Source organism: Pantoea sp. NPDC088449, assembly GCF_044753225.1.
Classification (GTDB): domain Bacteria; phylum Pseudomonadota; class Gammaproteobacteria; order Enterobacterales; family Enterobacteriaceae; genus Pantoea; species Pantoea floridensis.
In genome coordinates this window covers 594008-619765 of sequence record NZ_JBIVMT010000003.1, presented here as the reverse complement: position 1 = coordinate 619765, position 25758 = coordinate 594008, and the positions used below count along the sequence as shown (strand labels likewise).

The 25758-nt window shown below is 54.4% G+C and carries 20 protein-coding genes, 1 rRNA gene and 1 riboswitch; of the genes, 12 read left to right on the top strand and 9 right to left on the bottom strand.

Annotated features, from left to right (window positions below):
* The first annotated feature begins 146 nt into the window (after positions 1–146).
* The 5 genes from rrf (at position 147) to aceK (ending at position 6468) form a co-directional block, all read left to right on the top strand.
* Positions 147–262, top strand: a 5S ribosomal RNA gene (rrf, locus tag ACIP6T_RS17305).
* A gap of 297 nt (positions 263–559) precedes the next feature.
* Positions 560–1489, top strand: a complete 930-nt coding sequence (gene metA / locus ACIP6T_RS17300; RefSeq protein ID WP_097095292.1) for a homoserine O-succinyltransferase — start codon at positions 560–562, stop codon at positions 1487–1489.
* 263 nt (positions 1490–1752) lie between these two features.
* Entirely contained in the window at positions 1753–3351 is a 1599-nt protein-coding gene (gene aceB, locus ACIP6T_RS17295; RefSeq protein ID WP_400458193.1) for a malate synthase A, read from the top strand.
* A gap of 16 nt (positions 3352–3367) precedes the next feature.
* Complete coding sequence (gene aceA, locus ACIP6T_RS17290; protein ID WP_097095290.1) at positions 3368–4669, top strand: isocitrate lyase; 1302 nt, start codon at positions 3368–3370, stop codon at positions 4667–4669.
* Between the two features lie 65 nt (positions 4670–4734).
* Positions 4735–6468 (top strand): bifunctional isocitrate dehydrogenase kinase/phosphatase, encoded by a 1734-nt coding sequence (gene aceK, locus ACIP6T_RS17285; RefSeq protein WP_400458192.1) that lies wholly within the window; start codon positions 4735–4737, stop codon positions 6466–6468.
* Here aceK and iclR read toward each other — a convergent pair.
* Positions 6465–7301, bottom strand: a complete 837-nt coding sequence (gene iclR, locus ACIP6T_RS17280) for a glyoxylate bypass operon transcriptional repressor IclR (RefSeq protein WP_400458191.1) — start codon at positions 7299–7301, stop codon at positions 6465–6467. The two genes, aceK and iclR, sit on opposite strands and share 4 nt — an antisense overlap.
* Between iclR and ACIP6T_RS17275 the strand changes: the two genes are divergently transcribed.
* Together ACIP6T_RS17275 and metH are read left to right on the top strand one after the other, a co-directional pair.
* Entirely contained in the window at positions 7300–7503 is a 204-nt protein-coding gene (locus ACIP6T_RS17275) for a hypothetical protein (RefSeq protein ID WP_345827454.1), read from the top strand. The genes iclR and ACIP6T_RS17275 overlap by 2 nt on opposite strands.
* 14 nt (positions 7504–7517) lie before the next feature.
* The gene (gene metH / locus ACIP6T_RS17270) at positions 7518–11183 is read left to right on the top strand and encodes a methionine synthase (protein WP_400458200.1); all 3666 of its coding nucleotides are present in this window, start codon (positions 7518–7520) and stop codon (positions 11181–11183) included.
* 126 nt (positions 11184–11309) lie between these two features.
* Here the strand turns inward: metH and ACIP6T_RS17265 are convergent, their stop codons facing one another.
* The 5 genes from ACIP6T_RS17265 to ACIP6T_RS17245 form a co-directional block, all read right to left on the bottom strand.
* Complete coding sequence (locus ACIP6T_RS17265) at positions 11310–13400, bottom strand: YjbH domain-containing protein (RefSeq protein ID WP_400458190.1); 2091 nt, start codon at positions 13398–13400, stop codon at positions 11310–11312.
* Positions 13400–14137, bottom strand: a complete 738-nt coding sequence (locus ACIP6T_RS17260) for a capsule biosynthesis GfcC D2 domain-containing protein (protein WP_400458189.1) — start codon at positions 14135–14137, stop codon at positions 13400–13402. The genes ACIP6T_RS17265 and ACIP6T_RS17260 overlap by 1 nt, the downstream gene beginning before the upstream one ends.
* Entirely contained in the window at positions 14134–14781 is a 648-nt protein-coding gene (locus ACIP6T_RS17255; protein ID WP_400458188.1) for a YjbF family lipoprotein, read from the bottom strand. The genes ACIP6T_RS17260 and ACIP6T_RS17255 overlap by 4 nt, the downstream gene beginning before the upstream one ends.
* Positions 14782–14854: 73 nt before the next feature.
* Entirely contained in the window at positions 14855–15103 is a 249-nt protein-coding gene (yjbE, locus tag ACIP6T_RS17250) for an exopolysaccharide production protein YjbE (protein WP_097095282.1), read from the bottom strand.
* Positions 15104–15687: 584 nt separating this feature from the next.
* Positions 15688–16818, bottom strand: coding sequence for an ABC transporter substrate-binding protein (locus ACIP6T_RS17245; protein ID WP_400458187.1), 1131 nt, complete (start codon positions 16816–16818; stop codon positions 15688–15690).
* A gap of 206 nt (positions 16819–17024) precedes the next feature.
* Between ACIP6T_RS17245 and ACIP6T_RS17240 the strand changes: the two genes are divergently transcribed.
* Positions 17025–19172 (top strand): TonB-dependent receptor family protein, encoded by a 2148-nt coding sequence (locus ACIP6T_RS17240; protein ID WP_400458186.1) that lies wholly within the window; start codon positions 17025–17027, stop codon positions 19170–19172.
* Between the two features lie 70 nt (positions 19173–19242).
* Here ACIP6T_RS17240 and pgi read toward each other — a convergent pair whose 3' ends face one another.
* Positions 19243–20889, bottom strand: a complete 1647-nt coding sequence (gene pgi / locus ACIP6T_RS17235) for a glucose-6-phosphate isomerase (protein WP_097095279.1) — start codon at positions 20887–20889, stop codon at positions 19243–19245.
* An 89-nt stretch (positions 20890–20978) separates the two neighbouring features.
* On the opposite strand from pgi, the gene ACIP6T_RS17230 reads away from it, so the two are divergent.
* From ACIP6T_RS17230 to panS, 4 genes are all read left to right on the top strand, one after another.
* Positions 20979–21203: a hypothetical protein gene (locus ACIP6T_RS17230; protein ID WP_400458185.1), complete on the top strand. Its 225-nt coding sequence runs from the start codon at positions 20979–20981 to the stop codon at positions 21201–21203.
* A gap of 185 nt (positions 21204–21388) precedes the next feature.
* Positions 21389–21583, top strand: a riboswitch (Lysine riboswitch).
* 111 nt (positions 21584–21694) lie between these two features.
* Positions 21695–23050, top strand: a complete 1356-nt coding sequence (lysC, locus tag ACIP6T_RS17225; RefSeq protein WP_400458184.1) for a lysine-sensitive aspartokinase 3 — start codon at positions 21695–21697, stop codon at positions 23048–23050.
* Between the two features lie 264 nt (positions 23051–23314).
* Entirely contained in the window at positions 23315–24007 is a 693-nt protein-coding gene (aqpZ, locus tag ACIP6T_RS17220) for an aquaporin Z (RefSeq protein WP_400458183.1), read from the top strand.
* A 174-nt stretch (positions 24008–24181) separates the two neighbouring features.
* A complete protein-coding gene (gene panS / locus ACIP6T_RS17215; RefSeq protein ID WP_097095276.1) occupies positions 24182–25105 on the top strand; it encodes a ketopantoate/pantoate/pantothenate transporter PanS in 924 nt (307 codons plus the stop codon).
* Positions 25106–25150: 45 nt separating this feature from the next.
* Here panS and ACIP6T_RS17210 read toward each other — a convergent pair whose 3' ends face one another.
* Together ACIP6T_RS17210 and ACIP6T_RS17205 are read right to left on the bottom strand one after the other, a co-directional pair.
* Positions 25151–25585, bottom strand: coding sequence for a hypothetical protein (locus tag ACIP6T_RS17210; RefSeq protein WP_400458182.1), 435 nt, complete (start codon positions 25583–25585; stop codon positions 25151–25153).
* Positions 25582–25722, bottom strand: coding sequence for a hypothetical protein (locus ACIP6T_RS17205; protein WP_400458181.1), 141 nt, complete (start codon positions 25720–25722; stop codon positions 25582–25584). Before ACIP6T_RS17205 ends, ACIP6T_RS17210 begins: the two co-directional genes overlap by 4 nt.
* Between the last annotated feature and the right edge of the window lie 36 nt (positions 25723–25758).

Here is a 25758-nt window from a genome sequence, read left to right as displayed (position 1 = left end):
TGCGTTGAGCTAACCGGTACTAATGACCCGTGAGGCTTAACCTTACAACGCCAGAGGCGTTTTGGTGAGAGAGACCAGAGATTTTCAGCTTGTTTATGGATTGGTTTGCGGTGCCTGACAGGGCTTCGTGAACGAAACAGAATTTGCCTGGCGGCTTTAGCGCGGTGGTCCCACCTGACCCCATGCCGAACTCAGAAGTGAAACGCCGTAGCGCCGATGGTAGTGTGGGGTCTCCCCATGCGAGAGTAGGGAACTGCCAGGCATTAAATAAGTGAAGAAGCCCTGAACTAACGTTCAGGGCTTTTTTACGTCTTAAGAAATGTAGCGCTGTACTTTTATTTTATGCAATAAAGTGCCTATATCAGTTATCAACTGCTTCAACATCATCAATAACCTATGACAAATTCGTCGATCTCCCACGCCTGATTTCAAATTCCACCTAAAGCTGAAACATTTTCATAAACCGCATGAAGACTCGACATTTACGACATATCAGGCTAATGTCGGGCATCTGGATGTCTAAACGTTTATACGGTTGTAAGTAAGAGGTGAGCAGGCTATGCCAATCAGGATTCCCGACGAATTACCGGCAGTGAATTTTTTGCGTGATGAAAACGTCTTTGTCATGACGTCGTCGCGCGCCAGTGTTCAGGAGATCCGTCCGCTAAAAGTGCTGATCCTCAACCTAATGCCTAAGAAGATCGAAACGGAAAATCAGTTCCTGCGCCTGCTCTCAAACTCGCCGCTACAGATTGACGTACAGCTGCTGCGCATTGATAGCCGTGAGTCGCGCAACACACCAACCGAGCATCTGAACAACTTTTACTGCAACTTTGAAGATATTCAAAACGATAACTTTGATGGGTTGATTGTCACGGGTGCGCCGCTGGGATTGGTTGATTTTAATGATGTGGCCTACTGGCCGCAGATTCAGCGCGTGCTGCACTGGGCCAACGAGCACGTCACATCCACACTGTTTGTCTGTTGGGCGGTACAGGCAGCGCTGAACATTTTGTATGGCATTCCTAAGCAGACGCGGCAAAACAAATTGTCAGGCGTCTACGAGCACCAAATCCTGCATCCACACGCGCTGCTAACCCGTGGCTTTGACGATAACTTCCTCGCGCCACATTCACGCTATGCCGATTTCCCTAGCCAGCTAATTCGTGATTACACCGATCTCGAACTGTTTGCCGAGTCGGAGGCAACGGGCGCGTATTTGATGGCGAGTAAAGATAAGCGTTTAGCCTTTGTCACCGGCCATCCTGAGTACGACGCTTTGACGCTATCAGGCGAATATCATCGCGATTACGATGCGGGTCTGCAGCCGGAGGTGCCGTTTAACTACTTCCCACAAAACAATCCAGAATTGCCGCCGCGAGCGACCTGGCGTAGCCATGGCAATCTGCTGTTCTCGAATTGGCTCAACTACTACGTTTATCAGATTACACCGTTCGATCTGCGACATATGAATCCAACACTCGAATAAGTCTCCCCCTCGTTTGATCCTGCCGTGACAGCCGCAAACTGTTGCGGCTTTTTTTTGCTTTCATTCTTTAGTGGAAATCATTGCCTTTAATTCGAGAGATTAAATTACATAAATATCATATTGATGTATGTAATTTGTAATAATAATGGAAATAGTTTTTGAAAATAAAATTAAAACCATTATGCTCTGATCTTGCAGGTTAAAAAACACCCTACATCCGGATCCGATCGCCAGACGATAGATCAACTCAGGAGGCAGCCCGCATGACAGACTCGGTTATCAGCAATACGCTAACCTTTAGCCAGCCCTTTACCCACGCGGAAAAGCAGCTGCTTACCCCGGAAGCCATCGACTTCATTCATTCACTGGTGGTGCGTTTTGCACCGGAACGCGAACGACTGCTGAAAGCACGCCGGCAACGTCAGCAGCGCTATGATCAAGGTGAGTTACCTGGATTCGATGCGGAAACCGCTTCCATTCGTGAAAATGAGTGGCAAGTTCGTCCCATTCCCCAGCTGCTGCAGGATCGCCGCGTAGAGATCACCGGTCCGCCGGATCGCAAAATGGTGATCAACGCGCTCAATGCGAACGTCAAAGTCTTCATGGCTGACTTTGAAGATTCACTGGCACCGACGTGGCAAAAATTGGTGGAAGGACAGCTCACGCTGCGCGATGCGGTTAATGGCTCGCTGAGCTTCACCAGCGAGGCCGGTAAGATCTATCAACTGCGAGCCAACCCGGCACTGCTGATGTGCCGCGTGCGTGGCCTGCATCTGGATGAAAAGCATGTAGAGTGGCGCGATCGGGCCATTCCGGGGGGATTGTTCGACTTTGCGCTCTACTTTTTCCACAACGTTGAAGCGTTGCTGGAGAAGGGCCACGCACCGTGGTTTTATTTGCCGAAAACCGAGCATGCGGCTGAAGTAGCATGGTGGCGTGAGATCTTCCGCTTTAGTGAAGATCGCTTTGATCTACCGCGCGGAACGATCAAAGCCACGGTGTTGATCGAAACGTTGCCCGCGGTATTCCAGATGGATGAGATCCTATGGGAACTGCGCGATCACGCGGTCGGCCTGAACTGCGGTCGCTGGGATTATATCTTCAGCTACATCAAAACATTGGGCCAACATCCCGATCGTATCCTGCCGGATCGTCAGCAAATCAGCATGGACCAGCCGTTCCTTGATGCCTATTCCCGCCTGCTGATCAAAACCTGCCATCGCCGCGGCGCGCTGGCAATGGGCGGCATGTCGGCGCTGATTCCGAGCAAAGATGCAGAGCGCAATTTATGGGTGACGCAAAAAGTACAGGAGGATAAAACGCGCGAAGCGGGCAACGGCCACGATGGTACATGGGTCGCCCATCCCGGCCTGGCTGATATCGCGATGGAGGCGTTTGATCGGCGGTTGGGCCACCAACCTAATCAACTGCATATCACGCGTGCACAAGATGCGCCGATCACCGCCGAACGTCTGCTGGCGCCGTGTCGCGGTAAACGTACGGAAGCGGGCATGCGCGCTAACATCCGCGTGGCGCTGCAATATCTTGAAGCCTGGATCAGCGGCAACGGCTGCGTACCGATTGATGGCTTGATGGAAGATGCCGCCACTGCAGAAATTGCGCGCACCTCTATCTGGCAATGGATTCATCACAAACAAATTCTCAGCGATGGCCAGCCGGTAACAGTCGCGCTGTTCGAACGGCTGCTGGATGAAGAGTTAGCCGCGCTGCAGCACACCCTTGGCACCGAACGTTTTAGCAACGGACGTTTCGAGGATGCTGCTGCGTTGATGGCAAACATCACTACCGATGATGAACTGATTTCTTTCCTCACTCTGCCGGGCTATCGCCTGCTGCCCTGAACCTGGAGATATGGCTATGAATCGTACGCAACAGATCAAACAACTGGAATCGAGCTGGAACGAGGCGCGCTGGGAAGGGATCACACGACCATACAGTGCGGAAGATGTCATCAACCTGCGCGGTTCGGTCAATCCGGCCTGCACGCTGGCAGAGCGCGGCGCGACAAAACTGTGGTCGCTGCTCAACGGCGAATCCAGCAAAGGTTATATCAACAGCCTCGGCGCGTTGACCGGTGGCCAGGCGGTGCAGCAGGCGAAAGCCGGTATTGAGGCGATTTACCTCTCCGGCTGGCAGGTGGCAGCCGATGCCAACCTTGCTGGACAGATGTATCCCGATCAGTCGCTGTATCCGGTGAATTCGGTGCCCAATGTGGTGGAGCGCATCAATCAAAGTTTCCAGCGTGCCGATCAGATTCAATGGGCCAGCGGCGTATCGCCAGAAGATAGCGATTTTATTGATTACTTCCTGCCGATTGTGGCCGATGCAGAAGCGGGATTTGGCGGCGTACTCAACGCGTTCGAGTTGATGAAATCGATGATTCAGGCCGGTGCCGGTGCGGTACATTTTGAAGATCAGCTGGCGGCGGTGAAGAAGTGCGGGCACATGGGCGGTAAAGTGCTAGTGCCGACGCAGGAAGCCATCCAAAAGCTGGTGGCGGCGCGTCTGGCGGCGGATGTAATGAACGTGCCGACAGTATTGATCGCGCGCACCGATGCCGATGCGGCCGATCTGATTACCTCCGACTGCGACCCGCGCGATGCGGCGTTCATCACCGGCGAGCGCACCGCCGAAGGCTTTTTCCGCACGCACGCCGGCATTGAACAGGCGATCAGTCGCGGGCTCTCCTATGCGCCGTATGCCGATGTGCTGTGGTGCGAAACCTCAACGCCCGATCTTGAGCTGGCACAGCGCTTTGCCGATGCGATTCACGCGCAGTATCCCGGCAAGCTGCTGGCCTATAACTGCTCGCCGTCGTTTAACTGGAAGAAAAATCTCGACGATCGCACCATCGCGCGTTTCCAGCAGGCATTGAGCGACATGGGCTATCGCTTCCAGTTCATCACGCTGGCTGGCATTCACAGCATGTGGTTCAACATGTTTGACCTCGCCCACGCCTATGCGCAGGGCGAAGGTATGCGGCATTACGTGGAAAAAGTGCAGCAGCCGGAGTTTGCGGCACGCGATAAAGGCTATACCTTCTCGTCACATCAGCAGGAAGTCGGCACCGGCTATTTCGATCGCATCACCAATGTGATTCAGGGCGGGCAATCCTCGGTAACCGCACTAACCGGTTCCACTGAAGCCTCGCAGTTCTAAACCCACACCGATACTGCCATTGTAGGGTCGCCATTAATGGCGACCGTTTTCCTGGAGCGTTGCCGATGACACCGAGAGAATCGCTGATCGCCCACACCATCCTGCAAGGTTTTGATGCGCAGTATGGTCGCTTTCTGGATATCACTGCCGGCGCACAGCAGCGCTTCGAGCAGGCCGACTGGCTCGCGGTGCAGCAGGCAATGAAAGCGCGTATCCATCTCTACGATCACCACGTTGGCCTGGTTACCCATCAGCTGCGCATTCTCAATGACACCTCGGAATGGGATGAAGCCTTTTGGCTGCGCGTTAAAAGCCATTACGAAACCCTGTTGCCTGGCTATCCGCGCCATGAAATTGCCGAAAGCTTTTTTAACTCGGTCTATTGTCGATTGCAGGGACACAGACACCTCTCGCCCGAACGCCTATTTATCTTCCCGTCGCAGCCTTACGCGCCGGCTCCGGTTGCGCAGCGCCCGCTGTCGCGCCTCTATCGCCCGCAGCAAAATTGGCAGGAGACGCTGCGTCAGGTGTTAAATGACATGCCGCTGCGCCTGACGTGGCAGGATCAGACGCGTGATATCGGCTGGATTGTCCGTCATCTGCATGAACAGTTTGGCGCCGCGCAGTTGGCAACGGCAACGCTGGATGTCGCCTGCGAGCTGTTTTACCGCAACAAAACCGCGTGGATTGTGGCGCGGCTGCAGCTGAGTGATGGCATGGTGCCCTGCTTGCTGCCGATCCAGCGTGATGCTGCTGGACGCTTGTGGATCGATACCTGTCTCACGGATAGCGATGATGCCAGCATCGTGTTTGGCTTCGCGCGCGCTTACTTCATGGTGTACGCGCCGGTGCCGGCAGCGCTGGTGGCGTGGCTACAGCCGATTCTGCCAGGCAAAACCGTCGCTGAGCGCTACATGGCGATTGGCTGTCAGAAGCACGGGAAAACCGAATGTTATCGTGAATATCTGCACTATCTGGCACACAGCCAAGAGGATTTCACCATCGCGCCCGGCATTCGCGGCATGGTGATGATGGTGTTCACGCTTCCCGGTTTTGATCGGGTGTTCAAAGTGATCAAAGACCGCTTCGCGCCACAAAAAGAGGTTACCGATGCGCAGGTGCGCGACTGCTACCGCATGGTTAAAGAGCACGATCGCGTCGGACGCATGGCGGATACGCAGGAGTTCGAACACTTTGCGTTACCGCGCGCGCGTATTCCCGCCGAGCTGATGGCGGAGTTTGAACGCGATATTCCTGAAAAGCTGGAAGTGCGCGACGACGTGGTAATCATCCGCCATTTATGGCTGGAACGGCGCATGGAGCCGCTCAATTTGTGGCTGGCGCAGGCCACGCCGGAGCAGCGGCAGCACGCGATTGGCGAGTACGGCGATGCGATTCGCCAGCTGGCGGCGGCGAATATTTTCCCCGGCGACATGCTGTTCAAAAACTTTGGTATGACGCGCCATGGTCGCGTGGTGTTTTACGACTACGACGAAATCCGTCCGATGAGCGAACTGGTATTCCGCGATGTGCCGCAGGCACGTTATGAAGAGGATGAGCTACAGGCCGAGCCCTGGTATAGCGTTGGCCCGGATGATGTGTTCCCGGAAACCTTCCGCTATGCGCTGTGCAGCGAACCGGCGACCGGTAAATTGCTGCTGGCGCTGCATCCCCAGCTGTTTGATCCCAACTGGTGGCGTGCGCTGCAAGCGCGCATCCGCGCAGGGCATATTGAAGAGGTGATTGCCTGGCGCGCCAGCCAGCGTTTCAGCGCGCGCTATGCTTCGGTGGCCGCTTAGCGGCCAGAATAGGTTTGCGTCACCTGTTTGGCGGCGCGAATTACCAGCGCACCCAGTTCGGTAATGCGGTCGTCGGTCATACGCGCAATCGGGCCGGAAATGGAAATCGCGGCGAACGGTTCGCCGTGCTCGTCATAAATCGGCGCGGCGACACAGCGCAGACCCAGCGCGTGCTCCTCATCATCATGCGAAAAGCCCATTTTGCGAATCAGCGCCAGATTTTCTTTCAGGCTGTGCGGCGACATCAGCGTCTTCGGCGTGTAGTGATGCAATCCTTTTTGGTGCAGCAGCGACGTGACTTGCTCATCACTCAGATGCGCCAAAAAGGCTTTACCGGCACCGGATGCATGCATCGGCAGCTTGCCGCCGATCGGCGCCGACATACGCATTAGCTGCGTGCACTGCACCTGATCGATAATCACCGCCTGATAATCACTAAGATCCAGCACCGCCAGATTCACCGTCTCACCGGCATCTTCCATCAGCTTGCGTAATACCGGATGCACAATCGCCAGCAGATTGCGGCTCTGCAGAAAGCTGCTGCCGACCACAAAGGCATGTGAAGCGATGGTCCATAACCCTAAGTCGCCTACCTGATGGACAAAACCTTGTTGCTGCATGGTGGTGAGCAGGCGATGCGTGGTCGAATTCGGTAAGCCAGCCTGCTGTGCCAGCTCCGTGAGCGCTACGCTGCCGTGGGATTCGGCAATCAGCTCCAGCAGGCGCAGGCCGCGTGTCAGTGACTGAACCTGCCCGCCAACAGGCGCGCTGGTGGTGGTGGTGGTTGTAGCACGAGGTTTCTTGCCGCGTTTCACGGGCGCAGGGGTTGCCATGACTTCTCCACAATCGCATCAATTATGGAAACCATTTTCGTTTTTAATGGTACGAATGCAAACGTTCGCTTTCTGGTCGGATCTGTTAGGCATCATGGCTGAAAATGTCTCATCTGACCTGACTTTTGCTCACCTTAAAGATATGCCAGTATGTCTGGCTGGCATTGTTGCCAACGCAATGACGTGGACGGGGCAAGAGTGAGCAATAAAACAGACATGCTGCAGCAGCAGCTGGCGCAACGCATCATGATTCTGGACGGTGGCATGGGCACCATGATCCAGAGTTATAAACTGAGCGAGCAGGATTTTCGTGGCAGCCGCTTTGCCGACTGGCCATCCGATTTGAAGGGCAACAACGATTTGTTGGTGCTCACCAAACCGCAGGTGATCCGCGAAATTCATGATGCGTACCTCGCTGCGGGCGCGGATATTCTGGAAACCAACACCTTTAACTCCACCACCATTGCGATGGCGGACTATGCGATGGAAGCGCTGTCGGCGGAGATCAACTTCGAAGCCGCTAAACTGGCGCGAGCCTGCGCGGATGCATGGACGGCGAAAACGCCGCATCGCCCGCGCTACGTGGCGGGCGTATTGGGCCCGACCAACCGCACCTGTTCTATCTCGCCGGATGTTAACGATCCCGCCTATCGTAACGTCACCTTTAATCAGCTGGTGGATGCCTATCGTGAATCGACTCATGCGCTGATTGCCGGCGGTTCCGATCTCATCATGATCGAAACGGTGTTCGATACGCTGAATGCCAAAGCGGCCATCTATGCGGTGCAGGCCGAAATGGAAGCGATGGGCGTGAAGCTGCCGCTGATGATCTCCGGCACCATCACCGATGCCTCCGGTCGTACGCTCTCCGGCCAAACTACCGAAGGTTTCTATAACTCGCTGCGCCACGCCGAGCCGCTGTCATTTGGCCTTAACTGTGCACTCGGCCCGGACGAACTGCGTCAATATGTCGCAGAGTTGTCGCGCATAGCCGAAGGTTACGTCACCGCGCACCCGAATGCCGGTTTGCCCAATGCCTTTGGTGAATACGATCTTGATGCCGCCATCATGGCTGAGCAGATTGGTGAGTGGGCACGCGCCGGATTCCTCAACATTATCGGCGGCTGCTGTGGCACCACGCCGGAGCACATCGCGGCGATGGCGGCAGCAGTAGAAGGCGTTGCGCCGCGCCGGCTGCCGGAGATTCCGGTGGCTTGCCGCTTAGCCGGGCTGGAACCGCTCAACATTCACGCCGATTCACTGTTCGTCAACGTTGGCGAACGTACCAACGTCACCGGCTCGGCTAAGTTCAAGCGGCTGATCAAAGAAGAGAAATATAACGAAGCACTGGATGTGGCGCGCCAGCAGGTGGAGAACGGTGCGCAAATCATTGATATCAACATGGATGAAGGCATGCTGGATGCGGAAGCGGCCATGGTGCGCTTCCTCAACCTGATCGCCGGTGAGCCGGATATCGCGCGCGTGCCGATCATGATCGACTCCTCAAAATGGGAGGTGATCGAGAAAGGCCTGCAGTGCATTCAGGGCAAAGGCATCGTTAACTCCATCTCGATGAAAGAGGGCGTTGAACCTTTCATTGAGCACGCACGCAAAGTGCGTCGCTACGGCGCGGCGATGGTGGTGATGGCGTTTGATGAAATCGGCCAGGCGGATACGCGCGCGCGCAAAATCGAAATCTGTCGCCGCGCCTACAAGATCCTCACCGAAGAGGTCGGTTTCCCGCCAGAAGACATCATTTTCGATCCGAATATTTTTGCCGTTGCCACCGGTATTGAAGAGCACAACAACTACGCGATGGACTTTATTGGCGCCTGTGAAGATATTAAGCGCGAGCTGCCACACGCGATGATCTCCGGCGGCGTCTCCAACGTATCGTTCTCGTTCCGCGGTAACGAACCGGTGCGTGAAGCGATCCACGCGGTGTTCCTCTATTACGCCATCCGCAATGGCATGGACATGGGCATCGTCAACGCCGGGCAGCTGGCGATTTATGACGATCTGCCAGCCGAACTACGCGATGCGGTGGAAGACGTGATCCTCAACCGCCGAGATGAGGGTACCGAGCGCCTGCTGGAGCTGGCGGAGAAGTATCGCGGCAATAAAGGCGACGGTGAGCAGGAGAAACAGCAGGCCGAATGGCGCAGCTGGGACGTGGTAAAACGTCTGGAATACTCGCTGGTGAAAGGCATCACCGAGTTTATCGAGCTGGATACCGAGGAGGCGCGTCAGGCATCCGAACGCCCGATTCAGGTGATTGAAGGACCGCTGATGTCCGGCATGAACGTGGTCGGCGACCTGTTCGGCGAGGGCAAAATGTTTCTGCCGCAGGTGGTGAAATCGGCGCGCGTAATGAAGCAAGCAGTGGCCTATCTCGAACCCTATATTCAGGCCAGCAAAGAGGCCGGACGCAGCAACGGCAAGATCGTACTGGCGACGGTGAAGGGCGACGTGCACGACATCGGCAAAAACATCGTCGGCGTCGTACTGCAGTGTAATAACTACGAAATTATCGACCTCGGCGTAATGGTGCCGAGTGACAAAATCCTCAAAACTGCGATTGCTGAGAACGCCGATATTATCGGGCTTTCCGGCCTGATTACGCCGTCGCTGGATGAAATGGTCAACGTGGCGAAAGAGATGGAGCGCCAGGGATTCACCATCCCGCTGCTGATTGGCGGCGCAACCACCTCGAAAGCGCATACCGCGGTGAAGATTGAGCAGAACTACAGCGGCCCGACGGTGTATGTGCAAAACGCCTCGCGCACCGTGGGCGTGGTGTCATCGCTGCTCTCCGACACGCTGAAAGAGGATTTCGTGGCGCGCACGCGCAAAGAGTACGACACGGTGCGCATTCAGCACGGACGTAAAAAGCCGCGCACGCCGCCGGTGAGTCTGCAAACCGCGCGCGATAATGATTATTCCATCGATTGGGAAAGCTACACGCCGCCGGTGCCGCATCGCCTCGGTGTGAGCACGGTGCAAGCCAGCATCGAAACGCTGCGTAATTACATCGACTGGACGCCGTTCTTTATGACCTGGTCGCTGGCGGGGAAATATCCGCGCATTCTGGAAGATGAGGTGGTGGGTGAAGAGGCCAAACGGTTGTATGCCGATGCGAATGCCATGCTCGATATGCTGAGCGCCAGCGGCACGCTCAATCCACGCGGCGTGGTCGGCATCTTCCCGGCTAACCGCGTCGGCGATGATATTGAGATCTATCGCAATGAGAACCGTGATGAGGTGCTGTGCGTGAGCCACCATCTGCGTCAGCAGACGGAGAAAACCGACTTTGCTAACTATTGTCTGGCCGACTTCGTGGCGCCGAAATCCAGCGGTAAAGCCGATTATCTCGGCGCGTTTGCCGTTACCGCAGGCATAGAAGAGGATGCGCTGGCCGAGGCGTATGACAAGCAGCACGATGATTACAACAAAATCATGGTGAAAGCGGTGTCGGATCGTCTGGCAGAAGCCTTTGCCGAGTATCTGCACGAGCGGGTGCGCAAGGTGATTTGGGGCTTTGCCGCCCATGAGAATCTCAGCAACGAAGAGCTGATTCGCGAGAATTATCAGGGCATTCGTCCCGCGCCGGGTTATCCCGCTTGTCCGGAACATACCGAAAAAGCGCCCATTTGGCAGCTGCTGGAGGTGGAAGCCAATACCGGCATGAAACTCACCGAATCCTTCGCCATGTGGCCCGGTGCGGCGGTTTCCGGCTGGTACTTCAGCCATCCTGACAGTAAATATTTCGCCGTGGCGCAGATTCAACGCGACCAGGTGGAAGATTACGCGGCGCGTAAAGGGATGAGCGTGAGCGAGGTTGAGCGCTGGCTGGCGCCGAATCTGGGTTATGACGCGGATTAATTCATTTAGGAGGTCGCCATCAATGGCGGCCCTTCGTAGGGTCGCCATTGATGGCGACCGTGAACGGGGCGCGTAATAAAAAAGGTCGGCATAAATGCCGACCCTACAATTAATGAAAATAATCAATCAGTTAAACCGCGCATCGCGATCTGACGTCAAATCATACAGCTGGTACTTACGGCCCAGCATCTGGCCGCCATCGCGCGTCAGCGGTACCCAATTCACCTGTGCACGGCCACGGGTTGGCGTCACGGTAAACAGATCCATCGGCACCGAAATGTAGAAGCCTTTGGTAAAGTCGCCTTCACCATACGCTTCTGCCGACACGTTGGTTTTGGTGGCGTAGAAGCCAACCATCACGCCGCTGTCGAAGCGCTTCGACACATCCAGCGTCACACCTTTATCTTTTGCCAGATATTGCCCGACGCTGGCTTTCACCAAGACATCCTGCATAAACCACGGACGCCAGTAGGTGGTGAAGTGTCCGGTTGGCGCTTTGTAATCGGTGAACTGCATCATGTTGTCCCAATCACGCTGCTTCACGTAGTTGGCATCAACCCCGAATGCCCAGTTGCTATCAATCGGACGATACAACACTTCGCCACCGACGCCGCCGTACATGGTTTCCAGATAACCGCCGTAAACCTGACCATAGAAACCATTGCCGAGCGAATGCATGTAGTTGGCTTGCAGATCGTTGACGTAAACGTTGTTCTCAACGTAATCGCGAATGTGGGTGCGCACGCGCGGCAGCGTGGAATCCGCAGGTGCGCCGTTGTAGTTAAATTTGTTGTAGTTATTCGCGACGTTGCCGAACAGGCTGCCGCCCACCAGCAGGTGATCGGTGAGCCAGTAATCGGCGTTGGCCATCACGCCAACCTGATACATATAGAAGCTTTCCGGTCCGCCCACCGACTGATTCAGCACCGGCGACAAACTGTAGTTCAGGCGCTCTTTGCGGATAAAGAAGCCTTGCTCAGTGGTGCCGGGATCGACCGGATTATCACGCGTCTGCTGCAGCGGCTGCTCGTGTCCCAGCGGATAACCGGCCAGCTCATTGTGCAGGCTGGCGACGTTGGTGCGCGTGCTGACCTGCGGCATATTGAAGCGCGACTCGGTGACATCGATGGTATCGATACCGGCTGGCAGGTTGTTCATGATGATGCGATTGGCGCGATCGACGCCTTCGCGCGTGTCGCGATATTTGGTTTGTTCGCCGGAAACGTACAGCGTGCTGCCTTTGGTCTGAATATGCGGGCCGTTCAGTCCGGCGTTGTACTTCAGATCCGTCAGCTGATTCGCCACCACCGTTGGTTGCAGCAGGTCGCCCTGCGGCTGCGGGTTGTAGGCCGGTTTCTCGCTATCAATGTGCGACTGATGCAGATCGTTGAAGTTGGTGCGCAGGGTAAAGCCGAACATAAAGGTGTTGCCGCGCTCGTAGCTGGCGTTGATGTCGGCCCAATCGGTGATGCGATAAATCGCGCCGACGTTAACCTTGCTGCGCTGATCCAGACGGCCAGCAAAATCATCCTGATAGTTGTTGCCTTCGTATTCCACTTTGAGGCGCAGCGGCTGCCACGGCGTCTGATACTCCACGCCGCCGAACAGCGCCGACGGGCCATGGAACATCTGCGAACCGTTAATCGAACCCGCTTCGCCACCGCCAGTGCGGCTACAGAAACTGTCGCTGTAGGAACAGAACGGATTTTTGATGGTGCCGCTGTTGCCGAGATAGCCCCAGCCCAGGCCTAAGGTGAAATCAAACGGGCCCCACGCTTTGCTGGCGACCAGATATTCACTGTCGAACAGGCCGGTGCCGCCTAAATCGCGCGAGCCAACCGCCACTTCGGGCAGCCAGTAGCTCTCCTGCCACAGCCGGAGCTTCACATCGAAGGCTTTGTCTTTATAGCTTTGGTTACCGCTGAAACCCTCTACCGCACTGTAGCGACGCGTCCGCACGTCGGTATAACGCACGGTGGTTTCCAGCCACGGGAACAGCTGCAGTGAGGCCGAATAGTAACGATATTGATCGTTATCGCGGAAGTTAACGCTAAATTCACCCTCTTTCGCCATACGCGCCGTTGGCGTTTGCATCAGGCCCACGCCGCCGAAATCCGATTGCGAAGGACCGACCGGTTCAGGCCAGGTTTCCGCATGCACCTGGCAGGCAGCGGCAACGGAAGCAGCCAACAGGCTGAGAAGTAATTTTTTTTTCATCAGTCTGGTATCCGGTGAGTCAGAACGGAAAGCATGCGCGTATTCAAATCGCTTTGGCCCCAGGGCAGGCTCCATGAGGTGAAACCGAGCCAGATAATAGTGCCGGGCTCCACTTCAACGTGGCGATGATTCCAGTAAGCGATAGGCACTTGCTGCTTACTGCCGGACGGCGCAATCACCGTGGCAAAACTGCGCTCCGCGCCGGACAGGCGTTCGTGACCGTCGAGATAATCACGCACCTCACGGCCGGGCTGCCAGCTCTCTTTACCGGGATTGCTCAGCGCACCGAGCACCAGCACCTGCGTGGGCTGCGCCAGCGTGTAAAGGTCATAGCTGCCCTGCAGCGTGCGGTTAGCCTGCGGACGCAGGCGCACTTCATCGGGATCGAGCGAAGTGAACTGGCGGCCAGTGACTTTTACGTCATTGAGCTGGCGGATGACTGCGCCAATAGTGGCGGCCAGCGACTCACCGCTGTCGGCTTGCCAGGCGCGCAGATCGACCAGCAGCTGTTGCTGCTGTTGTTGAGCCACGGCGGTTGCGCCGCGTTCGGCAATCACCGTACCCGGCCACCAACTGCGCAGTGCAGGATTTGTCAGTAATTGAGAGAGGTCTTGCGCATCATCGATTTGCAGTGCGTTTTTACCCTGCACATCGTGCACGGTGACGTGAGCCGCGGCCAGCGCATGGCCAGCCGTTAGCAGCATCAACGCTGCCAGCATTGGAGTTATTTTTTTCATGATTTCGCCGGCTTCAGAATAGTGGTTTCAACAGGGAAGGCGTCGGCGGCCAGCATCTGATTGGCCTGCAGCACCGTGCCATCGCGGTTATCGATCCAGAAGGTGTTCTGCCACTCCGCGCCCAGGCTTTCCATGCGCACGGTTTCATGCCAGACGCGGCAGGGCACGCGCTCACCGGCTATGTCCAGAACGGTATCGTCACCGCGCTGGAAGGTGGAGGTGGCCGTTGCGGCACGGACTTTTTCCTGTTCGCGCCACTGCACCACGCGCGTCCAGTCAGCACCGTTTTGCAGGTGCAGCGCATCGGCAAGCGGATCCTGCGCCAGATTACTGACATCCGTAAGGTTGCTCGGTAATCCCAGGGTTTTCACCAAACGACCATGCTGCATCACCAGCATGGCTTTATCCTGAGTCACCCATTTCTGCTGACCGTTTTCGTTGTAACCCAGCACCACGAAGATACGTGGGCCATCATTAATGCGGGCATAAAGGCTGGCGTAGGGCAGGTTATTGACCTGTTCGTCAGTGACCGTGACATCATCCGGCCCCTTTACGGCCAGCATTACGGTTTGTTCGAGGCCTTTTTGCGTTTGCGTGCAGGCCTGCAATAACAGGCAAAGTAGTAGCAAAGAGAGTCGGCGCACTGTGTATCCCTGTCTAAATAAGCCAAACAAAAAATAACCACACGACTGTGTGGTTATGTTTAAAGGTGCTACATCAACGAGTGGTGCTCGTTGTGGTGGTTGTTGTTGTACCGGTATTTGCGCCGTCACCGCCGCCAGAAGCAGCAATGCCGAGGCCCACTAACGCACCGAGCGCGCCGATACCCACAGCGGTGGACGCACCGGCAGAGATTGCTCCCGCCTGCGCGCCCGCTGCAGCACCAGCTTCTTCCGGTGCGGCAATCGCAGAGGAAGAGACGGCAACGTAAAGTAAGGCTGCACCGGCAACCATCAGTTTTTTCATAACAACGTTTCCTGCATTTATATAAATGAATGAATGTAGGATGTACCCAGATTTCGGGCGCGTTCAGTATAGGGCAACAAATTACCAGAGTTCAGTCTGAGTAAAAGAGGGTAACAAACAGTGATGTTTCTGGTGATAAATACGGCGAATTGGCGTTAGATGCTTTTTTTAAATGCACTTTTTTGCAGGCGTGGAATAATTAATGGGTTGTGCGAAGTGAGGCAGGATTTTTCACTTTTGCATTAACTATTGGTACGGAATAGGAATAATCAGATTTTCCTGAAGCAGGATAAATAAAAATCATAAATCAATCATACGGATAGATTTAAATTCTCGGTAAATAGATCCATTTTTTAGTGAGCGCCATTCGGAATTATCTTGAAAAGATCCGATTATCCTTAGGTCACTTTAAGAATAATCTAACTGTGACGTGATGGGTAAATAACGGCGTTGTCAGCGGTATTAGGGAGTTAAACGTCATAGTGAAGGGAATATTGCCGGGGTCATGGCTTTGCTGCGGTGAAATTCATCCCAACAAGCAGGGATGAATTAATCTATCTGTGGATCTGATGTGGCAGGAAATATCAAGGCGTCGCCGTTAGCCAAAATAATCCGGAATAAGGCATTTTAAGGAAGTCGTGATGAACCGTCTCCAGATCTGCCTGAGGGTTGAGGTCGGTGAATAGCTGCGGATGCAGGAATTTCGCCATGGCTTCTACTGCCAGGATATTGAGCGGACTGTCATAGAACTGATGATAAATTACCATCACATCGCGCTGTTTCACCGCCTTCAGCACGTTGAGACCGTTGCGATTCAGCAAATGATCAAGGCGTTGCTGAGCGAGCTTAAGGTCAGCGGTATAACCGAGCGGCACGCCGATACTCTGTTTATAGTTATCGCTCCAGTCTGCGCCGGTCATCAGGTATTTGCCCGGTTGGCTGGTAATCAGCTGCTCAAGGCCGATGGTGCCATTTTTGCCCGAGAACAGATCGCTGCCCACATTCTTTCCGCCCGCCGTTTCAATAAATTCGCCAAAGCTGCCATTGCCATAGGTGAAACAACACTCGTCGCCGGTCATGCCCGCATGACGCTCAATAAACACCAGCGGACGCTGTTGGGCGGTGAGGGATGCTGTGCGATCGCGGATCAGGCTCAGACGCTGTTGGTAAAACTGACTCCAGGCTTCCGCATGCTGTTCATCGCCCAGCACTTTGCCCAGCAGGCGAATGCTCGGCACGCTGTTGCTTAATGGGCGCAGGCGAAAATCGATGAACACCACCGGAACGCCAATCTTCTCCAGCTGATCCAATACACGACTCTGCTTCAGCTTCTCCAGCACCCCGAAATCAAAAATGATCAGATCAGGACGCATCTGCACCGTGCGTTCAACGCTGAAATCACTCAGGTAAGCATTCTCCAGCATCGGCAGCTTGCTCAGCTGCGGAAAGCGTTGCAGGTAGAGCGCATAGAGATCCGGCGCTTTGGTTTTAAGCGTGTTATCCCAGGCAATCAAATTTTTGAAGGGATCGTCAGGATGCACGATTTGCAGCGCCTGTAGCGCCCGGGCATCAGCCAATATCACGCGCTGCGCCGGATGCGCTAGCGTCACCTGGCGGCCGGCAATGTCTGTGACAGTAATGGGATCGGCCGCGACGCATGCTGCAGCAGTAAGCAGCAGGCTCGCCAGCAGCGCGCGAATGAGGGGGAATCGCATGGTCAATCAACCTGTAAAAAGTGGAACGGAAACTGGGCTGTTAACCCTTTCATATCAAGGTTACAGCCATAAAAAGCGTGCCGCATAAACAAAAGGGCGTTTACGCATCAACTTGCCTTACTTTATAATTGATAATGGTTATTATTCATATTCTTGTTTCTTTTTTAAAACAAAAACTGTTGTCTTATTGGGGATTGATTTAATAAATGTTAAAGGGTTATCACTATTCGCTGCTTGCGAGCGCTATCGCCTTCGCATTACCCACCTATGCTGCAGAAACATCAACTTCTACAACCGCCGATCGTACCGACAACTTAACCGTGGTGGGCAACTGGCTCGACAATGCTGATCCAGACAGCGTGGTGCTTGACCATCCCGGCGCGCGAACCATTGTTTCTAGTCAGCAGGTGAAAGAGAAAGGGGCTGAAACGGTTTCCGAAGCTCTGCGCGGCATTCCCGGCGTGCAGGTCCAGGAAAACAACGGTACGGGCGGCAGTGACGTGTCGCTGAACGTCGGCGTACGTGGTTTGACCTCACGCCTCTCTCCGCGCTCCACCATTATGATGGATGGCGTGCCTCTGGCCGTTGCACCGTACGGCCAACCGCAGCTGTCGATGGCGCCTCTGTCGATGGGCAATATTCAGTCGATTGACGTGATTCGCGGTGGCACCGCGGTACGCTACGGGCCGCAAAACGTGGGCGGGGTGATTAACTTCGTCTCCAAAGAGATCCCGAAAACCTTCGGCGGCGGCGTTAGCACGCAGACCGAAGGCGCAGAACATGGCGGATTGAAAACGCTTACCAGTGCTTCCATCGGCGGTACCGCCGATAACGGTTTCGGCGCGGAGTTGCTCTACTCCGGACTGCACGGCCAGGGCTATCGCGCCAACAATGACAATACCGATATCGATGATTTCATGCTGAAGACTCGCTATGACTTCACGGATAAAGATCAGCTAACTGCCAACTTCCACTACTACAACGCGTCAGCGGGGATGCCGGGTGGTTTAACGGCAGCCCAGTACAAAGCCAATCCGTTCCAGTCGGTGCGTCGCTACGATCAATTTGAAGGCCGCCGTCAGGATATGTCATTCAAATATCGCCATCAGGAAGAGGATAGCCAGCTTGAAGTGCTGACTTACTTCACCAAAAGTTTCCGTACCAGTGATATTCAAAGCGGCATTGGCACCGGTGTGAATCTGGGTAAAAGTCGCCTGGCTGCCGCACCGCGCCATTATACGACCTGGGCGGTAGAGCCGAGTTATTCCCGGATGTTCCGCATCTGGGATATGGCGCATGAAGTCACGGTAGGTTACCGCTATCTGAATGAAACCTCTGATGAAAAGGGCTATCGCTCAGGGTGGTACGATCCGGACACCACCTTTTCTGCGCCGGATGCTAAAGAAAATTATTACCAGCATTCGTCAGGCGGTTCTGAAGCTCATGCGGTATATATCGATGACGCGGTAAACGTCGGCAACTGGACAATCACGCCGGGTGTGCGTTACGAAAATATCAAAACTCACGTCTCAGATGGTTTTGCCAATATTGACCGCAACAAGTCATACAGCGAACCTCTGCCGTCGCTGAATGTGATGTATCACCTGAGTGATTCATGGAAACTGTTCGCCAACGCCAATACCTCCTTTGGTAGCCTGCAATACTTCCAGCTGACGCGCGGTGGCAGTGGCGGCCAGCCTGCACCCGGTCTTGAGCCGGAAAAAGCCTATACCTATGAAGTGGGAACGCGTTACGACGATACCGTGGTGAAAGCTGAGCTGACGGCGTTCTACATCGATTTCAACAACCAGCTGCAGTACATCAACAATACCATTGGCTGGACCACGCTGGGTGCCACGCGGCATGAAGGGATTGAGCTGGCGCTGAACTACGATTTGAGCGAGTGGGCACCCGCGCTGGAAGGGATGAGCCTCTACACCACCTACACGTACACCAAAGCCACGGCGCAGAAAGGGGAGTTTGCCGGTAAAGATCTGCCGTTTTACTCGCGCCAGGTATTTACCGTGGGTTCCCGTTATCAGACCGGAAATTGGGTATGGAACTTAGACGGTTTCGCCCAGTCTGGCCAGCGTTCGCCGGGTTCTGCGGACGCCGGCAATGGATACATTACCGAAGAGACGCCTGATGGTCAGTATGGTGATATTCCGGGCTGGATGGTGTGGAACGCGCGCGGCGAGTATGACTTCGGTCCAGCGTGGTCAAATCTGACGCTGGGGGCCGGGGTGAAAAACCTGTTTGACCAGCGCTACTTCACCCGATCCACCGATAACAACTACGGCAAGTATGTGGGTGAACCGCGTACATACTTCGTGCAGGCGTCGGTAAAGTTCTAATTCAGCAAATAAAAAAGCCGTCATCCTGCGATAACGGCTTGTTACTGGCGATGGGGTTGCCCCGATGAACTCAACGCCAGGATTTGTAACGGTTGATCAGGCCATTGGTCGAGCTGTCGTGGCTACTGATTTTCGCGTCATTCTCCAGCTCTGGCAGAATGCGGTTTGCCAGCTGTTTACCCAACTCAACGCCCCATTGGTCAAAGGTGAAGATGTTGAGAATCGCGCCCTGGGTGAAGATCTTGTGCTCGTATAGCGCGATCAGCGCTCCGAGGCTAAACGGCGTAATTTCACGCAGCAGGATGGAGTTGGTTGGACGGTTGCCCTGGAACACCTTGAACGGCACGATGTGCGCCACGGATTCGGCCGATTTACCGGCATCGGTGTACTCTTTCTCTACCACATCACGCGACTTACCAAACGCCAGCGCTTCGGTCTGCGCGAAGAAGTTCGATAGCAGTTTTGGATGATGATCGGCCAACACGTTGTGGCTCAGCGCCGGGGCAATGAAGTCGCACGGAATCAGTTTGGTGCCCTGATGAATCAGCTGGTAAAACGCATGCTGACCGTTGGTGCCCGGCTCGCCCCAGATGATTGGACCCGTCTGGTAATCCACTGGATTGCCTTCACGATCGACGTATTTACCGTTGGACTCCATGTTGCCCTGCTGGAAGTAGGCAGCAAAGCGGTGCATGTATTGGTCGTACGGCAGAATGGCTTCGGTTTCTGCACCGAAGAAGTTGTTGTACCAGATACCAATCAGCGCCAGCAGCACCGGCAGGTTCTGCTCGGCAGGCGTGTTGGCGAAGTGTTTGTCCATGGCATGCGCGCCGCTCAGCAGCTGCTCGAAGTTCTCGAAGCCAATAGACAGAATGATCGACAGACCGATGGCTGACCACAGTGAATAGCGGCCACCTACCCAATCCCAGAATTCGAACATGTTGTCGGTATCAATACCGAACTCACCGACCGCTTTGCCATTGGTCGACAGCGCGGCAAAGTGCTTCGCCACGTGCTGTTGGTCGCCTGCGGTTTTCAGGAACCAGTCACGCGCGCTGTGGGCGTTGGTCATGGTTTCCTGGGTGGTGAAGGTTTTGGAGGCGACGAGGAACAGCGTGGTTTCCGGGCTGAGATCTTTCAACGTTTCGGCGATGTGTGTGCCATCGACGTTGGAAACAAAGTGCATGTTGAGGTGATTTTTGTACGGACGCAGCGCTTCGGTCACCATGAAGGGACCGAGGTCGGAACCACCGATACCAATGTTAACCACGTCGGTGATCGCTTTACCGGTATAGCCTTTCCATTCGCCGCTGATGATGCGCTCCGAGAAGCCTTTCATCTTCGCCAGCACCGCGTTGACTTCCGGCATCACGTCTTTGCCATCGACCACAATCGGCGTGTTGCTGCGGTTACGCAGCGCTACGTGCAGTACCGCGCGCTCTTCGGTGCGGTTGATCTTCTCGCCAGAGAACATCGATTTAATGGCGCCTGCCAGATCGGTCTCTTTAGCCAGCGCCTGTAATTTTTCGAGGGTTTCCTCGGTGATGCGGTTTTTTGAGAAATCCACCAGCATCTGGTCATCGAAAGTGGCAGAGAATTTCGCAAAACGATCGGCATCTTGCGCAAACAGGTCGGCAATTTGCACCGATTTCATCTGTTCAAAATGCTGCTGCAGCGCTTTCCAGGCTGCGGTTTGTGTCGGATTGATATTTTTCATGGCAACACTCTAGTTGAAATAAGAACCGTCATTCCATCCGGGGCATCCTGCTGGCCCGGCATCCTTAGCATTCTTGCACGGGGTTGAGTATGACCACAGTTACCACCGAAGGGAAAAAATTTGTGACCGTGGCCGCAGTGTTTCAGGTAAATCCGGCGGCGATTGTCAGCGGAACGCCAGGAAATTTCCCTGTGCCGCATCAGCAAAAAGCCGCGTTTGTTGCATTCGGACTCTACTTTAGGTCGGTGTTAGTCATCACGTTTGTTCAACGATGCGTTTACCGCAGTGTAAAGGTGAGCAAATCTTCAACCTGAAATAAGCCTAGCCAAAATAATTCGAGTTTCAGGAAGGCGGCAAGTGTATTCATCTCAAGAGCTTACTGAAGTAAGTGACTGAGATGAAAAGACGCAGCCAACGCACCTGAAACTTGACGTATGAAGGGTATGGACAGCAGAACAATTAATCAGTACTTTATGCGCGCTACTTACACCTCCGGGTGTAAGCCAGAAGAGGCGCGTCGCCCAGGCAGTGTGTTTGAGGATCCGTATCCGCAGATAACACATCAGGGGGTGTGACGCCGAGGTGGGGCAACACGCGGGGTGTTGCACTGTCGGCTGCAGGGGCTGAATCCTCTGGGTTGTCACCAGAATCGTCCACAGTCGGACGCTTCGCAAGGTGAAGCGCTTCTGGGTGACTTGTCTTCTGATCTTGTCTGCCCAATTCTGCTCTTCTCTTGTGCCTAGGCTGCTACTATGTCTTCCGCCCCAAAAACGGAAGAAAGATAACCTGACACGGGGTTCGTTACATGTCTCAACATCTGATCGTGGCTAAATTTGGCGGCACCAGCGTTGCCGATTTTGATGCTATGAACCGCAGCGCGGATGTCGTGCTGTCAAATGCCAATACTTGCTTAGTGGTGCTCTCTGCTTCCGCTGGCGTCACCAACCTGCTGGTTTCTCTTGCTGAAGGCCAGGAACAAGCGCAGCGTGCATACCTGCTGGATGAAATCCGCCGTATTCAGTACGCCATCATCGATCGCCTGCAGTCACCGGATGTGATTCGCGACGAAATCGATCGCATGCTGGAAAATATCACCATGCTATCTGAGGCCACGTCGCTGGCGACTTCGCACGCGCTGACCGATGAGCTGGTCAGCCACGGTGAGCTGATGTCGACGCTGCTGTTCGTGGAGATCCTGCGCGAGCGTCAGGTAAACAGCGAATGGTTCGACGTGCGTAAAGTGATGCGCACCAGCGACCGTTTTGGCCGCGCGGAACCGGAAGTGGCTACGGTGAAAGAGCTGGCGGCGGCGCAGCTGCAGCCACGTATTGCTGAAGCGCTGGTGGTGACACAAGGCTTTATCGGCAGCGAAATTAAAGGCCGTACCACCACGCTGGGCCGTGGCGGTAGCGACTACACCGCCGCGCTGTTAGGCGAAGCGCTGCAGGCGGCGCGTATCGATATCTGGACTGACGTTGCGGGCATCTACACCACCGATCCTCGCGTGGTGCCAACGGCAAAACGTATCGAAGAAATTACCTTCGAAGAAGCCGCTGAAATGGCGATTTTTGGCGCCAAAGTGCTGCATCCTGCCACGCTGCTGCCAGCAGTGCGCAGCGATATCCCGGTGTTTGTCGGTTCGAGCAAAGATCCGGCCGCCGGCGGTACGCGCGTGTGCAACGAAACCAAAAATCCACCGCTGTTCCGGGCACTGGCGCTGCGTCGTAAGCAAACGCTGGTGACGCTGCATAGCCTGAATATGCTGCATGCCCACGGCTTCCTCGCCGAAGTGTTCAACATCCTGGCGCGCCACAGCATCTCTGTCGATCTGGTTACTACCTCCGAAGTGAGCGTGGCGCTAACGCTGGATAGCACCGGCTCCACCACCACCGGTGACAGCTTGCTGACGCAGGCGCTGCTGACTGAACTCTCTTCGCTGTGTCGTGTGGAAGTGGAAGAGAATCTGGCGCTGGTGGCGATCATCGGCAATAACCTATCGAAAGCCTGTGGCGTGGGCAAAGAGGTCTTCGGCGCTCTGGAGCCGTTTAATTTACGCATGATTTGCTACGGTGCCAGCAGCTACAACCTGTGCTTCCTGGTGCCAACGCCAGATGCAGAAGAGGTGGTACGCGCACTGCATAAGAATCTTTTTGGTTCCTAAGGCAAATTTTTAGCGGTAAAAATCAAGCCGGACATGGTCCGGCTTTTTTATTGGTAAATTTTTTTAAACAATAATTTAAGCCTAGCGGTAGCGTCGCTTTCGAGCCAGACATTTCTGAAAAATCCCGGATAAGCGCCTGAGACCCTTCTTGTTTTCACTGGAATTGCCTAAAAATCACACTAATCTCTCATTCAGCGGTTGTGCTTTAATCGCCTGAAACGATAATCCCGCCGCGAAAACATTAAATTATTTGAGGGAATAGATATGAAAAGGCTCGTGGCAGAAAGTCTCGGCACATTTGTGTTGGTTTTGGGTGGTTGTGGTAGCGCGGTGTTGGCTGCAGCGTTTCCAGAACTGGGCATTGGTTTTGCGGGTGTCGCACTGGCGTTTGGTTTAACGGTTTTGGTGATGGCGTTTGCCGTTGGCCATATCTCAGGTGGCCATTTTAACCCGGCGGTGACGATTGGTTTAACCGCTGGCGGACGTTTTCCAGCGGCTCAGGTAGTGCCTTATATTATTGCACAATTGGTCGGCGCGATTGCGGCGGCAGGCGTGTTGTATCTGATCGCCAGTGGTAAAGCGGGTTTCGATGCGGCTGCTAGCGGCTTCGCGTCCAACGGTTACGGTGAACACTCACCGGGTGGCTTTAGCCTGCAGGCGGGCATGATCAGCGAGTTGGTTCTGACGGCAGTGTTCCTGGTTGTGATCATGGGGGCGACCGATAAATATGCTCCGGCAGGTTTTGCGCCAATTGCTATCGGTCTGGCGTTAACGCTGCTCCATCTGGTGAGCATCCCTGTCACCAACACCTCCGTCAATCCGGCGCGCAGTACCGGTGTTGCCATCTTCCAGGGGGGTTGGGCATTGGAGCAGCTGTGGATGTTCTGGGTGTTACCGATTATTGGTGCCGCGATTGGTGGTGTGATCTACCGCTTTTTGCTGGAAAAAGCAGAGTAATTTCGCCGTATTCCACGGATCGGCAGCAGCCGATCCGCATTTGTCCCCGCAGGCGTCTTCCCGCCTTACGTCATGATAATGAAATGTTATGATCCTGCCTCCGTCGCTGTGGTCGTTCCCTGCGCGACATTTCATCTGTGGCAATAATAAAATAATTCCTAAGGAAGTCTGGTTATGCTCGGCAAACTTACTCGCCTGTTCCCGCTCTGGGCCGTGCTGCTCTCGGTTGCGGCTTATTATTCACCTTCCACCTTTCTTGGCATTGGTCCGTGGGTCACCTATCTACTGATGCTGATTATGTTCGGCATGGGCGTAACGCTCAATATTGATGATTTCAAACGCGTGCTGGTACGCCCGGCGCCGGTGATTGCCGGGACTTTCCTGCACTACCTGGTGATGCCGCTGGCCGCGTGGGGACTGGCGAAACTGTTCCAGATGCCACCCGATCTGGCGGCAGGCATGATTCTGGTCGGTAGCGTGGCGAGCGGCACCGCATCCAACGTGATGATCTATCTGGCCAAGGGGGATGTGGCACTGTCGGTGACCATCTCGTCGGTGTCGGCGCTGGTTGGCGTATTCGCTACGCCGCTGCTGACGCGCCTCTATGTCGATACGCACATTCAGGTGGATGTCGTCGGCATGCTGCTTAGCATTGTGAAAATCGTGGTGATCCCTATCAGCCTTGGCTTGATTATCCACCACTCGATGAATAGCGTGGTGCGCCGCGTAGAGCCTTATCTGCCGGCATTTTCCATGGTGTGTATTCTGCTTATTATCAGTGCGGTAGTGGCAGGCAGCCAAAGCTTTATCGGTTCGGTCGGCTTAATGGTGATTGCGGCGGTGATTCTGCACAACGCGATTGGTCTGCTAGGCGGTTACTGGGGCGGCAAACTGTTCGGCTTCGATGAATCGACCTGCCGCACGCTGGCGCTGGAAGTGGGTATGCAAAACTCCGGTCTGGCGGCGACGCTGGGCAAACTCTACTTCTCACCGCTGGCAGCACTGCCGGGCGCGCTGTTCTCGGTGTGGCACAACCTTTCCGGTTCGCTGCTGGCCGGTTACTGGTCAGGTAAGCCGGTAGATAAGAAAAAGCCGTGATTAAATTTTATGGGGTGCCATAGCTGCACCCCTGTGCTTTACCATTTAATCAGCCATTCTTTTTCGGATTGTGATAAATAAAGCAAAAGATAAGGCGCTGGATGTGATGTAAATTAACATGATATCCATGCTTTCAATGCTTACTAATTTAGATTGGGTGACTAGCTCAGCAGATTTTTTCCATGCAATCAGCCATCCTGTAATTAATAAAGTGAATGTGTTTGTTATCTGAAACGCAATCTGAAATATACATTCTTTATAAGTGCTGAATTTAACTACTCTATTGAATAAACGAAATGCTGCGCTTTGATAAAACAAACAGAATAATGCAGCATAGAGTGGTGCAGTGAAGATAACGCTAATGTCAGATGTTATGCCATCGAATCCGATAAGGTAAAAATCCAGAATTTGATGACAAGAATAGAAACCATAAAGCAAAGCAAGTGCAGCAAATACTAATGGTAAGCAGAAAGCTCTCATAACTCATCTTTTGGCGTTGACATAGGATGAGCGCTAGCAAGAAGTGTCGAGAAAGCTATTGACACGTCAAGATTATAAATCCTTTCAATGAGGATAAATATTCCTGTCGCTTTGTAAGAATCGATATTATTTAACATGGCATCCTCCTGGTGTTCAGAAAATATACCCATTTT

Bases quoted from the DNA above. Each gene is read 5' to 3' on its own strand.
- ACIP6T_RS17230 (WP_400458185.1), top strand. From the start codon at position 20,979: ATGACCACAGTTACCACCGAAGGGAAAAAATTTGTGACCGTGGCCGCA.
- metA (WP_097095292.1), top strand. From the start codon at position 560: ATGCCAATCAGGATTCCCGACGAATTACCGGCAGTGAATTTTTTGCGT.
- metH (WP_400458200.1), top strand. From the start codon at position 7,518: ATGCTGCAGCAGCAGCTGGCGCAACGCATCATGATTCTGGACGGTGGC.
- aceK (WP_400458192.1), top strand. From the start codon at position 4,735: ATGACACCGAGAGAATCGCTGATCGCCCACACCATCCTGCAAGGTTTT.
- aceA (WP_097095290.1), top strand. From the start codon at position 3,368: ATGAATCGTACGCAACAGATCAAACAACTGGAATCGAGCTGGAACGAG.
- aqpZ (WP_400458183.1), top strand. From the start codon at position 23,315: ATGAAAAGGCTCGTGGCAGAAAGTCTCGGCACATTTGTGTTGGTTTTG.
- ACIP6T_RS17245 (WP_400458187.1), bottom strand. From the start codon at position 16,818: ATGCGATTCCCCCTCATTCGCGCGCTGCTGGCGAGCCTGCTGCTTACT.
- aceB (WP_400458193.1), top strand. From the start codon at position 1,753: ATGACAGACTCGGTTATCAGCAATACGCTAACCTTTAGCCAGCCCTTT.
- lysC (WP_400458184.1), top strand. From the start codon at position 21,695: ATGTCTCAACATCTGATCGTGGCTAAATTTGGCGGCACCAGCGTTGCC.
- ACIP6T_RS17205 (WP_400458181.1), bottom strand. From the start codon at position 25,722: ATGTTAAATAATATCGATTCTTACAAAGCGACAGGAATATTTATCCTC.
- ACIP6T_RS17260 (WP_400458189.1), bottom strand. From the start codon at position 14,137: ATGAAAAAAATAACTCCAATGCTGGCAGCGTTGATGCTGCTAACGGCT.
- pgi (WP_097095279.1), bottom strand. From the start codon at position 20,889: ATGAAAAATATCAATCCGACACAAACCGCAGCCTGGAAAGCGCTGCAG.
- yjbE (WP_097095282.1), bottom strand. From the start codon at position 15,103: ATGAAAAAACTGATGGTTGCCGGTGCAGCCTTACTTTACGTTGCCGTC.
- iclR (WP_400458191.1), bottom strand. From the start codon at position 7,301: ATGGCAACCCCTGCGCCCGTGAAACGCGGCAAGAAACCTCGTGCTACA.
- ACIP6T_RS17265 (WP_400458190.1), bottom strand. From the start codon at position 13,400: ATGAAAAAAAAATTACTTCTCAGCCTGTTGGCTGCTTCCGTTGCCGCT.
- ACIP6T_RS17275 (WP_345827454.1), top strand. From the start codon at position 7,300: ATGACTTCTCCACAATCGCATCAATTATGGAAACCATTTTCGTTTTTA.
- ACIP6T_RS17240 (WP_400458186.1), top strand. From the start codon at position 17,025: ATGTTAAAGGGTTATCACTATTCGCTGCTTGCGAGCGCTATCGCCTTC.
- ACIP6T_RS17210 (WP_400458182.1), bottom strand. From the start codon at position 25,585: ATGAGAGCTTTCTGCTTACCATTAGTATTTGCTGCACTTGCTTTGCTT.
- panS (WP_097095276.1), top strand. From the start codon at position 24,182: ATGCTCGGCAAACTTACTCGCCTGTTCCCGCTCTGGGCCGTGCTGCTC.